Genomic DNA, 13,259 nt, shown 5'->3' with positions numbered 1-13,259 from the left:
GCCAGGATCCGGCAGATCCTGGCAGCAGCCGCTGTGGTCGAGGTGGGTGGGCGTCGGCCCGCGCCGTCAGAGCGCCGCCGTGCGCTCCGCCGAGTCCACCACGTTGGACAGGAGCATCGCCCGCGTCATCGGCCCGACGCCGCCGGGGTTGGGCGACACCCAGCCCGCGATCTCCGCGGCCTCGGGCGACACGTCGCCCACCACGCGCGACTTGCCCGTGGCCGGATCGGTCTCGCGCGAGACACCGACGTCGATCAGCACGGCGCCCGGCTTGACCATCTCGCCGGTCACGATGCCCTTGACGCCCGCGGCGGCCACGACGACGTCGGCCCGCCGCACGAGCGCCGCGAGGTCCTGCGTACCGGTGTGCGTCAGGGTGACCGTCGCGTTGACGGCCCGCCGCGTGAGCAGCAGGCCGATCGGCCGGCCCACCGTGACACCGCGGCCGAGCACCACGATCTCCTTGCCCGCGAGCTTGATGCCGTGCCGCTCGATGAGCTCGATGATGCCGCGCGGGGTGCACGGCAGCGAGGAGGTGACGTCCTCGTTGACCCGCAGCACCAGCCGCCCCAGGTTGGTGGGGTGCAGGCCGTCGGCGTCCTTGTCGGGGTCGACGAGCTCGAGCACGCGGTTGGTGTCGATGCCCTTCGGCAGCGGTAGCTGGACGATGTACCCGGTGCAGGCCGGGTCCTCGTTCAGCCGGCGTACCGCTGCCTCGATGTCCTCCTGCGTGGCGTCGGCGGGAAGGTCCTCCCGGATCGACGCGATACCGACCTCGGCGCAGTCGCGGTGCTTGCCCGCGACGTACCACTGCGAGCCCGGGTCCTCACCGACCAGCAGCGTGCCGAGCCCTGGCACGATGCCACGCTCGCGCAGCGCCGTGACCCGGTCCTTGAGCTCCGCCTTGATGGCGGCGGCAGTCGCTTTCCCGTCCAGAATCTGTGCGCTCATGCATACCTCCCTCGGTGAGTGCTGGGTATCTGCGGTCTGAAACCGTTCAATCTCGCAAATACCCAGCACTCAGCGGAATTGTCAGAGACCCGGGTACAGGGGGAACTGGGCCGTCAGGCTCGCGACGCGGGCCGAGAGGGCGTCGACGTCCGTTGCCGCGCCCTGCTTCAGCGCCGTCGCGATGATGTCGGCGACCTCCGTGAACTCGGCGTCGCCGAACCCGCGCGTGGCCAGCGCCGGCGTGCCGATCCGCAGGCCCGAGGTGACGCGCGGCGGGCGCGGGTCGAACGGGACGGCGTTGCGGTTCACGGTGATCCCGGCGTCGTGCAGGAGGTCCTCGGCCTGCTGACCGTCGAGCTGGGAGTTGCGCAGGTCCACCAGCACCAGGTGCACGTCGGTGCCGCCCGTCAGCACGGACGCACCGGCCGCGGCGACGTCGGGCTGCGAGAGGCGCTCGGCGATGATCGAGGCGCCGCGGAGCGTGCGCTCCTGGCGGTCCTTGAACGACTCGGTCGCCGCGACCTTGAACGAGACCGCCTTGGCCGCGATCACGTGCATGAGCGGGCCGCCCTGCTGGCCCGGGAAGACGGCGGAGTCGATCTTCTTGGCGTACTCCTCCTTGGAGAGGATGAAGCCGGAGCGCGGCCCGCCGATCGTCTTGTGCACGGTCGAGGAGACGACGTCGGCGTGCGGCACCGGGGACGGGTGCAGGCCGGCGGCCACCAGGCCGGCGAAGTGCGCCATGTCGACCCAGAGCTTGGCGCCGACCTCGTCGGCGACCTCGCGGAACGCCGCGAAGTCGAGGTGCCGCGGGTAGGCGGACCAGCCCGCGATGATGACGTCGGGGCGGTGCTCCAGCGCCTTCTTGCGGACCTCGTCCATCTCGATGCGGTACGACTGCGGGTCGACGCCGTAGGCGCCGACGTCGTACAGCTTGCCGCTGAAGTTGATCCGCATGCCGTGCGTGAGGTGGCCGCCGTGGGCCAGCTCCAGGCCGAGGATCTTGTCCCCCGCGTTGATCAGGGCGTGCAGCACCGCGGCGTTGGCCTGGGCGCCGGAGTGCGGCTGCACGTTGGCGTGCTCGGCGCCGAACAGGTCCTTCGCGCGGGCGATCGCGAGGTTCTCCGCGATGTCGACCTGCTCGCAGCCGCCGTAGTAGCGGCGGCCCGGGTAGCCCTCGGCGTACTTGTTGGTCAGGACCGAGCCCTGGGCCTCCAGGACGGCACGCGGCACGAAGTTCTCGGACGCGATCATCTCGAGCGTGTCGCGCTGGCGGGCCAGCTCTCCGGTCAGGACGGCGGCGATCTCCGGGTCGAGCTCAGCGAGCGGGGTGGAGAGCGGGTCGGGAGTCGATGCGCTCATAGCTCCTCGATTCATGCGGGACGGGGATTGTCGGACGGCGGTGGAAAGCACACGCGCCGCGACACGACTGCCCGGGCGCACACCTTCACGAGGTGACCCGGGGCCCAGGCGAACGACCCCTCGTCGGCATGACTCGTCGCTCCCCGGTGGTGATCCACCTGACGCCAGTCGCGACCCGAAGATCGTAGCAGCGGCGGATACGAACCCGTGCTCCACGACCGCCCGGTGATCCCGTCCACGACCAGGCGAGGCGAAAAGCCCGGTATTGCAACGAAAGTACCTGAGACCCTTTCGCGATTCAGCCGGACGTGGCTATGGTGCGGCCCATGCCCTACCCCGTGTCACCGGACGCCGGAGTTCCGGAACACCAGCCGGACCAGCGCCGCCCGAGCAGCCCGTGGACGGGCACGCAGCCGCCGTCCGGCCCGTTTGCGGCGAGCCGGCCTCCGTCAGGCCAGTTCGCTGCCCGCCCCGAGCCGGGCCAGGAGCCGGAGCCCGGCTGGCCGGCCACGGGACCCGTGCGAACCGGCAGCGGCGGGCGGCGCAGGAAGAGCGGCGGGCGGGACCGGATCTGGTCGGTCGTGGCCTTCCTCGTGGCCGCGGTCGTCATCGGCGCCGTCGGCTTCTACTTCTTCGGCCCCAACTCCAGCGAGGAGCCCACCGCGACCTGGGCGATCGACTCGTGCGCGGGACCCGACCCGGCCGCGGAGAACACCGAGGCCGATACGACCGCCTACCTTCCGCTGTCCTGCGACGACCCAGGTGCGACCGTCACGGTCCTCGACATCCAGGACGCCGTGTCGGTGGGCCAGCTGCACTGCCCGGAGGGCACGGACGTCGTCTTCCAGAAGGACGGCAACGCCGGCGGGGAGACCCAGGCGGTCTGTGCCCGCAACCTGTCCGACGACCATCCGGGTGACCCGGGGATGGGTGGCGGACAGCTCATGACCGGCGACTGCGTGGACGCCGACGGCGCCGAGGTGGCGTGCACGTCCGACGGCGCGCGCCCGGTCACCGGCCTGATGGTCGGGGGCGTCGAGTGCCCTGACGGGACCAAGGACGAGCTCCGGCTCGGTTTCGACGCGCAGCGCAGCTACGAGACGATCTGCCTCGGCACGTAGAGCCTGACCTGCACCGTCATCTGACGCTCATCCCGGCGAAACCGGCAGTCACCGGACATTGGCTAGATTCGCCGTATGGCACGTCTCCAGCGGACCGTCTTCGAGCGCAACGTCCCGGCTCGCGCCGTCGTCGACCACGCCCTCGGCGGGACGCACCATGCGGTGTTCTGGCTGGACGACCTGGGTGAGCGTGCGAGCTACCCGACGCTGTCGGCGCCGGTCCGGGCCGACATCGCCGTGGTCGGCGGCGGGTACACCGGCCTGTGGTCAGCGCTCCGCGCGAAGCAGCGTCACCCCGGGGCGCGCGTCGTGCTGGTCGAGGCCCGTTCGGTGGGCTGGGCGGCGTCAGGCCGGAACGTCGGGTTCTGCGGGGCGAACCTCACGCACGGCCACGCGAGCGGCCGCCCGCCGGACGGCGCCGAGGAGCGCCGCGACGAACCCGGCGAGCACGCCCTCCTGACCCGGCTCGGCCACGAGAACCTCGCGGCCGTCGGCGCGACGGTGGACTCCCTGGGCCTGGACTGCCAGTGGGAGCGCACCGGCATCGTGGACCTCGCGATCGAGCCGCACCAGATCGACTGGCTGCTCGACGCCGCCGCGCGGGCCGCCCGCACCGGCGCCCCGCACACCTACCTCGACCGGGCGAAGATGCGCGCCGAGGTGGCGAGCCCCACCTACGAGGCAGGCCTGGTCCGGCCCGACGACGCCGCGCTGGTGCACCCCGCTCGCCTGGCCGCGGAGCTGGCGCGGGCCGCGAGCCAGCTCGGCGTGGAGATCTTCGAGCAGACCCGGGTGGCCGCCCTCGTCCCGCAACGGAGCGGCGCGCACGACATCGTGCTGCGCACGCTCTCGCCCCACGGGGACGCGAGCGTGCGCGCGGACCGCGTGCTGCTCGGGACCAGCGCGTTCCCGTCCCTGCTCCGGCGCTCCCGCCGCCACACGGTGCCCGTCTACGTGTCGGCGATCGCCACGGAGCCGCTGCCCGCCGACCTGCTCGCCGCCATCGGCTGGCGTGGCAGACAGGGTCTGGCCGACGTGGCGAACCGGTCACACCGCTACCGGCTCACGGCGGACGACCGGATAGTGTTCGGCGGCCACGACGCCGTCCACCACTACGGCGGGCGCATGAGCAGGACGTACGAGGACCGGCCCGCGACGTTCCGGCGGCTCACCGAGCACCTCCTGACCACGTTTCCGCAGCTCGAGGGCATCCGGCTCTCGCACAGGTGGTCGGGCGCCGTCGACACGGCCACGCGGCCCGGCGCGTGGTTCGCGCAGGCCGCGGGCGGTCGCGTGCAGCACACCGGAGGGCTGGCGGGGCTCGGCGCCGGCGCCGGCCACTTCGCCGCTCAGGTGATGCTCGACCGGCTCGACGTCCTGGACGGCGCCCCCGACACCGAACGCACGAGGCTCCGGACGGTGCGCCGCAGGCCTGTGCCGTTCCCGCCCGAGCCGGTGGCGGCCGCGGGCATCCGGGCGACGCGGCTGGCCCTGGACCGGGCGGACCACCAGGGCGGCCGACGCAACCTGCTGCTCCGGTCGCTCGACACGCTTGGCCTGGGCCTCGATACCTGATTGGCTGCTCGGACCCGTCCGACGTCGAAGGAGCACACAGTGGCAACGCCCCCGGTCCCCGAGAACATCGCGAAGATCCTCGCCCAGCCGAACCCCGCCGTCATGGCGACCGTCCGGCCCGACGGCGCGCCCGTCTCCGTGGCCACGTGGTACCTGTACGAGGACGGCAGGGTGCTGCTCAACCTCGACGGCACCCGCAAGCGCCTGGAACACCTGCGCGCGGACCCGCGCGTCTCCCTCACGGTGCTCGACGGCGACACCTGGTACCGCCACGTCAGCCTCCAGGGCCGCGTGACGATCACGCCCGACGAGAACCTGGCCGGCATCGACCGGCTCGCCACCCACTACACGGGCAGCCCGTACCCGAACCGCGAGAACCCGCGGTTCGACGCGTGGCTGGAGATCGAGTCCTACCACGCCTGGGGTTACTGACCTCAGCCCTCCTGGGGCGCGTGCTGCGCGCCTGCGGCACCCAGCACGCGCCGCAGGTAGGTGTACGTCAGGTCGCCGGCGGCCTTGTCGTACTGCTCCTCGTAACCGTGCTTCGTGTACAGCGCGAGGTTCTGCTTCGAGTCCTTGCCCGTGAAGACCCAGATCTCCTTGGTCTGCTCCGGCAGGTACGGGAGCACGGCGAAGAGCATCTCGGTGCCGATGCCGCGGGCCTGCTTGTCCGGCGCGACGGCGAGCCGGCCGAGCGTCGCCTTCTCGCCCTCGATCTCGACGCGTACCGAGCCGATCATCCGGTGGCCCTCCCACGCGCCGATGGTCACGACGTCGTCGCGGGCCAGGTCGTCCCGCAGCTCGGCGAGCGTCTGGGTCAGGGGCGGGATGTTCGGGTCGTCGTACAGCTGGGCCTCGGTCACGAACGCGGCGCGCCGCAACGTGAGGAGCTCGCCCGCGTGGTCGTCCTCGACCAGCGCGATCGTCGTGGTGGAGTTGCTCATGGGTCCATGGTGGCAGAGTCGGCGTGCCCGGGTCGACGGTGTTCGCGGTGCAGACGGTCGTGTCGGTGGCCCGGAGTAGGTTCGGGGCATGGGAGACGAGGGAACCCACCGGCCGGCCGAGCCCGGCCCGCGGATCGACGTGCGGCCGGCCGTCGGGCGGTACGACGACTTCTACGAGGTGGTGGGCGTCAAGAAGCCCGGTGGCAAGGGCTGCTGGTGCATGGCGTACCGGGACAGCCGGGTGCCCGCCGAGGAGCGCCCCGGCTACATGCGGGACCTCTGCGCCACCGAGCCCGGCCCGGGCGTCCTGGTGTACGTGGACGACGTCGTGGCGGGCTGGTGCTCGATCGCGCCCCGTTCCACCTACCGCCGGCTCATGCACTCACGCACCATCCCGTTCGTCGACGACCGTGACGCCTGGGTGGCGGTGTGCTTCGTGGTCCGCGCGGGATACCGCAAGCGCGGGCTCCTGCACCACCTCCTCGCCGGGGCCGTCGAGCACGCCCGGGCGCACGGCGCCGAGGTGGTCGAGGGTTACCCGGCCGACGTCGGCCCGGACCGCGTCGACGTGATCAGCGGCTACGTCGGGACGGTGCGGATGTTCGAGGCGGCGGGCTTCGAACGCGCGGCCGAGACGAGCGGTGTCAGCGGCGGCAGGCGGCGCTGGGTGATGCGCAAGGAGCTCACCGCGGACGGCTGAGCCGCCTCGGCCGCGGCGGGTTAGCCTGACCGCGTGAACGACGCGACCGCAGCCACCCACTGGATCCTCACCCTGTCCTGCCCGGACCAGCCGGGAATCGTGCACGCGGTGGCGGGAATGCTCGCCGAGCACGGCGGCAACATCACCGAGTCGCAGCAGTTCGGCGACCCGACGTCGGGTCTGTTCTTCATGCGAGTGCAGGTCGAGTCGGCGGCGTCCCGAGACGAGCTCACCACCGCGATGACGCAGGTGGCGGGCGCGTTCCGGATGACATGGACGCTCGACGTCGTGGGCCGCCGCATCCGTACGCTGCTCATGGTCTCCAAGGCGGCACACTGCCTGGTGGACCTCCTGTACCGCGAGCGGTCGCAGCGCATGCCGATCGACGTGGTGGGCGTGGTGGGCAACCACCGCGACCTGGAGGACATCGCGACGTTCTACGGCAAGCCGTTCCACCACGTGCCCGTCACCAAGGACACCAAGGCCGAGGCGGAGGCGACGCTGCGGGGCCTGGTCAAGGAGACGGACGCCGAGCTGGTGGTGCTCGCCCGGTACATGCAGATCCTGTCGGACGAGCTGTGCCGCGACCTGAGCGGGCAGATCATCAACATCCACCACTCGTTCCTGCCGTCGTTCAAGGGCGCGGGGCCCTACCGGCAGGCGCACGACCGCGGCGTCAAGATCATCGGCGCCACGTCCCACTACGTGACCGGCGACCTCGACGAGGGCCCGATCATCGAGCAGGACGTCGAGCGGGTCGACCACTCCCGCACGGTCGAGGACCTGGTCGGCATCGGCGAGGACGTCGAGCGTCGTACCCTGGCCCGCGCCGTCCGCTGGCACGCGGAACGCCGGGTACTGATGGACGGGCGCCGCACGGTCGTCTTCCGCTGAGGACGCCCATCGCAGGGCCAGGATAGGTCTCTCGTACTGCATCTATCAGTGCATTGGAGTGGTTGCGTATACGCAACAGCCACTTGCCGTGCGATGGCGACCTTGGTGTACGAAGATTGCAAAATGCCCTCAGAGCCACCCTCCACCGACGCCGACGATTTCCACCTCCACGCGTGGATCGACGAGTCGATGTGGCTCCCGGCTGACCGTTCGTCGGGCACGTACTTCCTCGCTGCGGTCGTGGCGGACCCGAATACCTGCGAGCCCGTCCGCGACAGCATGCTGTCGCTCCTTCCACGACGTGCCGACCGGCTTCATTGGCGGCACGAGACCCCACAACGACAGATCAAGATCGCTGAGGCGATCGCCGTCGAGGATCTTGTTCACATCGTCGTGATCGGAGTGCCCTTGGATCCTCGGCGGCAGGAACGCGGTCGTCGCTATTGCATGGAACGACTGCTCCACGAGCTGTCATCGATGGGCGTCAGTCGTGCCTGGTTCGAGTCACGGCATCCCGCGCTGAATCGTCGAGACGTCAAGATGGTTGACGCCCTGCGAAGCAAGAACGCGATCGAGGGGATCGTCGTGGAGTTCGCTCTCCCCAAGGAAGAACAGATGCTGTGGATCGCCGATGCCGTCGCCGGTGCTGTGTCAGGGGCGGAACGTGGCGCACACGAGGCTCGGGAGGCTCTCGGAACCACGGTGCACGAAGTGCGGATCGAACTGGCGTGAGCAGCGCGAAGGCCGGGCTCCTGACGTCCATCAGGGGGTCCCGGCCTCACTTCCTCTCCCCCCAGCGGGGGGCGGCACATGCCAGATTACCGCAGGAACGCTTGAGCTGCGAGATCATCAAGGTCGAACCGTCGCGTCCACCCCTGCAGCGAGTTCCCTGACCCAAGGCAAGCGTTGCTTCGGCGGAAGACCGAGCCGCTGCTCGATGTTGCGCACGGGTATGAGGATCGGCGAGGCCGCCAGGGTCACGGGCGCGAGTGCGAGGTCGTTGCGGTTCTACGAGGACGAGGGCCTGATCGTCCCCGGCCGGTGCAGCAACGGCTACCGGGACTACTGCCGGTCCACGGTCGACCGGGTGATCGCCGTCCGCTCGTTGCTGGAGTCCGGGCTGCCCGTGCGGATGGTCAGGGAGCTGCTGCCCGAGCCGGCCGAAGGCCGCGCGGACACCGCCGACCAGCCGCGCTCCGACTTCCTGGACGAGGTGCGGGCCTACCGCGATCGGCTCGCCGCGCGGATCGCTGTCCTCGATACCCGGAAGGCCGCCCTGGACGCCTTCCTGGACGAGGCCGCACGCGCCCGTCGGTGACGCGGAGGGCTTGACGTTGACACAAGTGTGAGGGTTCTACGTTCCCCGCATGGACGCGATCACCCAGCACGAGAGCTCGCCGGACACGATGCGAGCCCTGGTCCAGCAGTCCCACCACGGTCCGCGCGACCTGGTCCTTGCCCGCCGTCGCCGCCCGATACCGGGGCCGGGCGACTACCTCGTCCGGGTGGGCGCAGCCGGGGTCAACTTCGCGGACGTCATGCAGTCCAGGGGAACCTACGGAGGCGGGCCGACGCCGCCCTACGTGGCGGGCTTCGAAGCCGCCGGCGAGATCGTCGGCGTCGGCCCGGAGATCGACGAGCCGTTCCCGGTCGGGGCCCGTGTCGTCGGGACCGGGCCCGGTGCGTTCGCGGAGTACATGGTGATGCCGCACCAGGGCGTGCTGCCCGTGCCGTCGGGCTGGAGCGACGCCGCGGCGCTCGGCATGATCCTGAACTGGGCTACCGCGTTGGCGGCCCTGCGGCCCCTCGGTGAGGTCAAGGCGGGCGAGACGGTGCTCGTCCACGCCGCGGCCGGCGGTGTCGGGCAGGCCGCCGTCCGCCTCGCCAAGCACTACGGCGCGCACGTCGTCGCGGCGGCGTCGCCCGCCAAGCACGACGCCGTCAGGGCGCTCGGCGCCGACGAGGTACTCGACAGCACGCGGCCCGGTCTGAGCGCGGCGCTCGGCCGCCTCGCGGGCGGCGTCGACCTGGTCCTCGAGTCGGTCGGACGGGACACGTTCGAGACCAGCCTCGCGGTCACCAAGAGGTTCACCGGACGAGTCGTGGTGTTCGGTGACGCCTCCGGGAGCGCCGCCCTGACGACGCACGACCTCGTCTTCCGCCACCCGGTACAGGTCAGGGGCCTGCACATCGGCGCACTGCCCTCCGCCGCCCCGGCCCTGTACCGATCACTGGTGGCAGAGCTGCGAACGCTCATCGACGACGGCGTCTACCCACCGGACACGCCGGAGAGCCACCCGCTGGCCGAGGGCCCCGCGGTACTCCGCGACGTCGAGACCCGCACGACCCAAGGCAAGCACGCCCTCAACCCGTGGCACTAGCGCGCGCCCTTCGTTGAGTGCTGGGTATTTGTGGGGCGAAGGCGTCCTCGGCCACAAATACCCAGCACTCAACGAAAGGGCGGGGCGTCCTCAGCCCTTGACCGCGCCCGCCAGGGCGAACGCCGAGCCCGAGATCCTCGTGACCAGCACGTAGAGGCCCAGCACCGGGGCGGCGTAGAGCAGCGAGTACGCCGCTAGCTGGCCGTACGCGACCGACCCGTACTGGCCGAAGAACGCGAAGATGCTCACGGCCGCCGGCTGCTTCTCCGGGGAGAGCAGCAGCACGAACGGGACGAAGAAGTTCCCCCACGCCTGCACGAACACGAAGATGAACACCACGGCGATGCCGGGCCGCATGAGCGGCAGGACCACCCGGCGCAGCGCCTGCATGGCCGACGCCCCCTCGGTCCAGGCGGCCTCCTCCAGCGAGATCGGCACCGAGTCCATGAAGTTCTTCGTCATCCAGATCGCCATGGGCAGCGACGTCGCCGCCATGAAGAAGATGGTCCCCGGCAGCGAGTCCAGCAGGTTGAGCTGCACGAACAGCGCGTACACCGGGACCATGATCGCCGTGATCGGCAGGCACGTGCCGAACAGCACCGAGTACAGGAAGTACTTGCCGAACCGCATGCGGTACCGCGACAGCGGATAGGCCGCGAGCACCGCGACGACCACCGTGATGGCCCCCGAGCCCGCGGACAGCACGAACGCGTTCCACAGCGGCAGCCAGGTGAGCTCCGGCGTCATGATCGCCGCGAAGTTGTCGGTGGTCACGGTGTCGGGCATCCCGAAGGAGAGCGTGGCCTCCGCGTCGAACGACGCGACGAGCACCCATGCCATCGGGAGCACGAAGCACAGGGCGATCACCAGCAGCACCACGTTGGCGGCCACCTTGGTGGCCGTGCCGCGCGGCGCGGCCAGCGAGGCGGCCCCGCTCCGGGCCGGTGCGGCGGGCCTCGTCAGAGTGTCCGTCATCAGTCCACCTCCGGTCGGAGCGCGCGGATGTAGATCACGGAGAAGACCGCGCCCACGATGATCATCACCGTCGCGATGGCCGTGCCGTAGCCGACCTGCGCGAACTTGAACGCCTCCTGGTACGCCAGGATCGGCAGCGTCGAGCTGTCGGTGCCGGGGCCTCCGCCGGTCATCACGTAGATCAGCGTGAACACGGAGAGGGTCTGCAGCGTCGTGAGCATGAGGTTGGTCGAGATGCTGCGCCGGATGACGGGCAGCGTCACCCAGGCAAGCCGCTGCAGCCCGTTCGCGCCGTCGAGCTGCGCGGCCTCGGTGAGCTCCGGGGGCACCTCGGCGAGAGCCGCCGAGTAGACCATCATCGAGAAGGCGGTGCCGCGCCAGATGTTCGCGACGATCACGGCGAGCATCGGGGTGGAGTAGAGCCAGTCAGGCCCGGTGATCCCGATGCCGGCGAGCATGGCGTTGAGCGTGCCCTCGGAGTGGAAGAACGCGTACGCGGCGAACGCGGCGACGATCTCCGGCAGCACCCAGGCGGCGACCACCACCGTCGAGGCGATGGACCGCACGGGCCTGACCGCCGAGCGCAGCAGCCCGGCGAGCATGATGCCCATGACGTTCTGCCCCACCACCGCGGAGAGGAACACGAAGACCACGGTCAGCCACAGCGACTTCGGGAAGTCCGGGTCGCCGAACAGGGCGGTGTAGTTATCGAGCCCTATCCACTCCGGGTTCAGGGCGGCGGGCCCGGTGAGCGCGGCGTTCGTGAACGAGCCGTAGAACGACCACACCACCGGGCCGAGCATGAAGAGCACAAGAAGGACGACGGCGGGCGCGAGTGGGATCACCCGCGCCGCGCCGCGGGACGTGACGGCCACAGGTCAGCCCTGGATCGTGTTCTCTTCGCCGACGATGCCTGTGACGGCCTCGTCGTAGACGGCAGCGGCCTCCTCGGGCGTCTGCTGTCCGGTCATCACGGACTCCATCGCGACCATGATCTCGTTGGAGACCTTCGGGTAGTCCGAGGTGGCGGGCCGGAAGTGGGTGACGTCGACGAGGCCGGTGAAGAACTCGGTGGTCGGGTTGGTCTTCGTGTACTCGGGGTCCTCCGCGACGTCGGTCCGGACGGCGATCTGGCTGTTCGCCACGTCGAACCAGAGGGAGTTCTCGCGGTTCAGGGCCATCGAGATGAACTCGAACGCCGCGTCCGGGTTCTTGGAGCCTGCCCCCATGGCGAGGGTCCAGCCGCCGGACATGCTCACGGCGCCCGGTGCGGCGCCGTCCTGGGTCGGCATGGGCGCCGCACCCATCTTCTCGGACCACTCGGGCCACGGCGCGACGCCGGACTCGAGCCAGTTGCCGGCCACCCAGGAGCCGTCGAGCGCGATGCCGACCTTGCCCTCGGGCAGCCACTCGGCCTGGACCGTGTTGCCGATGTTGGTGTCGAGCGCCTGCTGCGGTGTGGGCGCCAGGCCCTCGGTGAACACGGTCTGGACGAAGCCGAGGGCGTCGACGAAGCCCTGCGAGCCGAGCACCCACTTGCCGTCCTCGTAGAGGGTGTCGCCGGTGCCGTACAGGAGCATCTCGAAGCCCTGCATGACCGCCGCCTCGCCCTGGGGCTTGCCGGAGTACATGTTGAACGGCACGACGTCGGGGTCGGACTCCTTGATGGCCCTCGCCGCCTCGAGCAGCTCGTCCCAGGACTTCGGCGCCCAGTCCTCCGGCAGCCCGGCCTTGGCGAGCACGTCCTTGTTGAACCAGAGGCCGCGGGTGTCGGTACCCATGGAGACGCCGTAGGTCTTGCCGTCGTCGCCCGCGCCGGCCTCCTTGGCGCTGTCGACGAACTGGTCCCACTCGTCCCACTCGGCGAGATAGTCGTCCAGCGGCTGGAGGTACCCGGCCTCGACGTCGGACTTGATCATGTACGTGTCCTCGTACATGACGTCGGGCGCGGTGCTGGGCGACCGGTTCATGAGCGCGAGCTTGGTGAAGTAGTCGTTCTGCTGCGCCTCTATGGGTACCAGCTCGACGGTGATGTCCGGGTTCGCCTTCTCGAAGTCGGCCTTGACGTTCTTGAACAGCTCGTCGGCCTGCGTGAAGTTGCCGAACTTCTGGTAGGCGACCTTGATCGTTCCGTCGTCGGAGCCGCCTCCGCCCGAGCCGCAGGCACCGAGCGAGAGGGCGAGTGCCACTGCCGTGACGGGTGCGATGAGGAATCGTGCCGTGCGCATGAAGCTCCCTTGCGTCGTGCGAAGTCCGGCAGCAGTGCCGGACCGACTCAGGCACACGATTCACCCCCTGCGGGTCAGAGTCAAGGGGTTGATTGTCAGCGCTGTCAGACAGACCCCTGCCATGACCG

The 13,259-nt window shown here is 70.3% G+C and carries 14 protein-coding genes and 1 riboswitch; of the genes, 8 read left to right on the top strand and 6 right to left on the bottom strand.

All coding sequences use genetic code 11. The features are described 5' to 3' along the window. Positions 1-66: 66 nt before the first annotated feature. Both ACFWE2_RS19825 and glyA read right to left on the bottom strand, forming a co-directional pair. The gene (locus ACFWE2_RS19825; RefSeq protein ID WP_377225930.1) at positions 67-951 is read right to left on the bottom strand and encodes a bifunctional methylenetetrahydrofolate dehydrogenase/methenyltetrahydrofolate cyclohydrolase; all 885 of its coding nucleotides are present in this window, start codon (positions 949-951) and stop codon (positions 67-69) included. Between the two features lie 81 nt (positions 952-1,032). Next, positions 1,033-2,313 (bottom strand): serine hydroxymethyltransferase, encoded by a 1,281-nt coding sequence (glyA, locus tag ACFWE2_RS19820; RefSeq protein ID WP_377225929.1) that lies wholly within the window; start codon positions 2,311-2,313, stop codon positions 1,033-1,035. A 95-nt stretch (positions 2,314-2,408) separates the two neighbouring features. Next, positions 2,409-2,495: riboswitch (ZMP/ZTP riboswitch) on the bottom strand. A 144-nt stretch (positions 2,496-2,639) separates the two neighbouring features. Here glyA and ACFWE2_RS19815 point away from each other — a divergent pair. The 3 genes from ACFWE2_RS19815 to ACFWE2_RS19805 all read left to right on the top strand — a co-directional run bounded on the left by ACFWE2_RS19815 (position 2,640) and on the right by ACFWE2_RS19805 (position 5,441). Next, positions 2,640-3,434, top strand: coding sequence for a hypothetical protein (locus ACFWE2_RS19815; protein ID WP_377225928.1), 795 nt, complete (start codon positions 2,640-2,642; stop codon positions 3,432-3,434). A 75-nt stretch (positions 3,435-3,509) separates the two neighbouring features. Further along, positions 3,510-5,009 (top strand): NAD(P)/FAD-dependent oxidoreductase, encoded by a 1,500-nt coding sequence (locus tag ACFWE2_RS19810; RefSeq protein WP_377225927.1) that lies wholly within the window; start codon positions 3,510-3,512, stop codon positions 5,007-5,009. A gap of 39 nt (positions 5,010-5,048) precedes the next feature. Next, positions 5,049-5,441, top strand: coding sequence for a PPOX class F420-dependent oxidoreductase (locus ACFWE2_RS19805; protein ID WP_377225926.1), 393 nt, complete (start codon positions 5,049-5,051; stop codon positions 5,439-5,441). Positions 5,442-5,443: 2 nt separating this feature from the next. Here the strand turns inward: ACFWE2_RS19805 and ACFWE2_RS19800 are convergent, their stop codons facing one another. After that, positions 5,444-5,953: a GNAT family N-acetyltransferase gene (locus tag ACFWE2_RS19800; protein ID WP_377225925.1), complete on the bottom strand. Its 510-nt coding sequence runs from the start codon at positions 5,951-5,953 to the stop codon at positions 5,444-5,446. An 88-nt stretch (positions 5,954-6,041) separates the two neighbouring features. Here ACFWE2_RS19800 and ACFWE2_RS19795 point away from each other — a divergent pair, with 88 nt between their 5' ends. The 5 genes from ACFWE2_RS19795 (at position 6,042) to ACFWE2_RS19775 (ending at position 9,928) form a co-directional block, all read left to right on the top strand. Further along, positions 6,042-6,653, top strand: coding sequence for a GNAT family N-acetyltransferase (locus ACFWE2_RS19795; RefSeq protein WP_377225924.1), 612 nt, complete (start codon positions 6,042-6,044; stop codon positions 6,651-6,653). Between the two features lie 33 nt (positions 6,654-6,686). Then, positions 6,687-7,547: a formyltetrahydrofolate deformylase gene (gene purU, locus ACFWE2_RS19790; RefSeq protein ID WP_377225923.1), complete on the top strand. Its 861-nt coding sequence runs from the start codon at positions 6,687-6,689 to the stop codon at positions 7,545-7,547. A 123-nt stretch (positions 7,548-7,670) separates the two neighbouring features. Beyond that, entirely contained in the window at positions 7,671-8,279 is a 609-nt protein-coding gene (locus ACFWE2_RS19785) for a hypothetical protein (protein WP_377225922.1), read from the top strand. A gap of 220 nt (positions 8,280-8,499) precedes the next feature. Beyond that, a complete protein-coding gene (locus ACFWE2_RS19780) occupies positions 8,500-8,865 on the top strand; it encodes a MerR family transcriptional regulator (RefSeq protein ID WP_377225921.1) in 366 nt (121 codons plus the stop codon). A 49-nt stretch (positions 8,866-8,914) separates the two neighbouring features. Further along, on the top strand, positions 8,915-9,928 hold the full coding sequence (locus ACFWE2_RS19775) for a zinc-binding dehydrogenase (RefSeq protein ID WP_377225920.1): 1,014 nt from the start codon (positions 8,915-8,917) through the stop codon (positions 9,926-9,928). Between the two features lie 90 nt (positions 9,929-10,018). Here ACFWE2_RS19775 and ACFWE2_RS19770 read toward each other — a convergent pair whose 3' ends face one another. Genes ACFWE2_RS19770 through ACFWE2_RS19760 form a run of 3 tightly spaced genes read right to left on the bottom strand, consistent with a single transcriptional unit; the run spans position 10,019 to position 13,131 of the window. Continuing rightward, on the bottom strand, positions 10,019-10,903 hold the full coding sequence (locus ACFWE2_RS19770; protein WP_377225919.1) for a carbohydrate ABC transporter permease: 885 nt from the start codon (positions 10,901-10,903) through the stop codon (positions 10,019-10,021). Then, positions 10,903-11,778: a carbohydrate ABC transporter permease gene (locus tag ACFWE2_RS19765; RefSeq protein ID WP_377225918.1), complete on the bottom strand. Its 876-nt coding sequence runs from the start codon at positions 11,776-11,778 to the stop codon at positions 10,903-10,905. Before ACFWE2_RS19765 ends, ACFWE2_RS19770 begins: the two co-directional genes overlap by 1 nt. Before the next feature lie 3 nt (positions 11,779-11,781). Next, a complete protein-coding gene (locus tag ACFWE2_RS19760) occupies positions 11,782-13,131 on the bottom strand; it encodes an extracellular solute-binding protein (protein ID WP_377225917.1) in 1,350 nt (449 codons plus the stop codon). Between the last annotated feature and the right edge of the window lie 128 nt (positions 13,132-13,259).

Source organism: Promicromonospora sp. NPDC060271, from assembly GCF_042726755.1.
GTDB lineage: Bacteria > Actinomycetota > Actinomycetes > Actinomycetales > Cellulomonadaceae > Promicromonospora.
The sequence above is the reverse complement of the archived record's forward strand: the minus strand, read 5'-3'. Positions and strand labels throughout refer to the sequence as shown.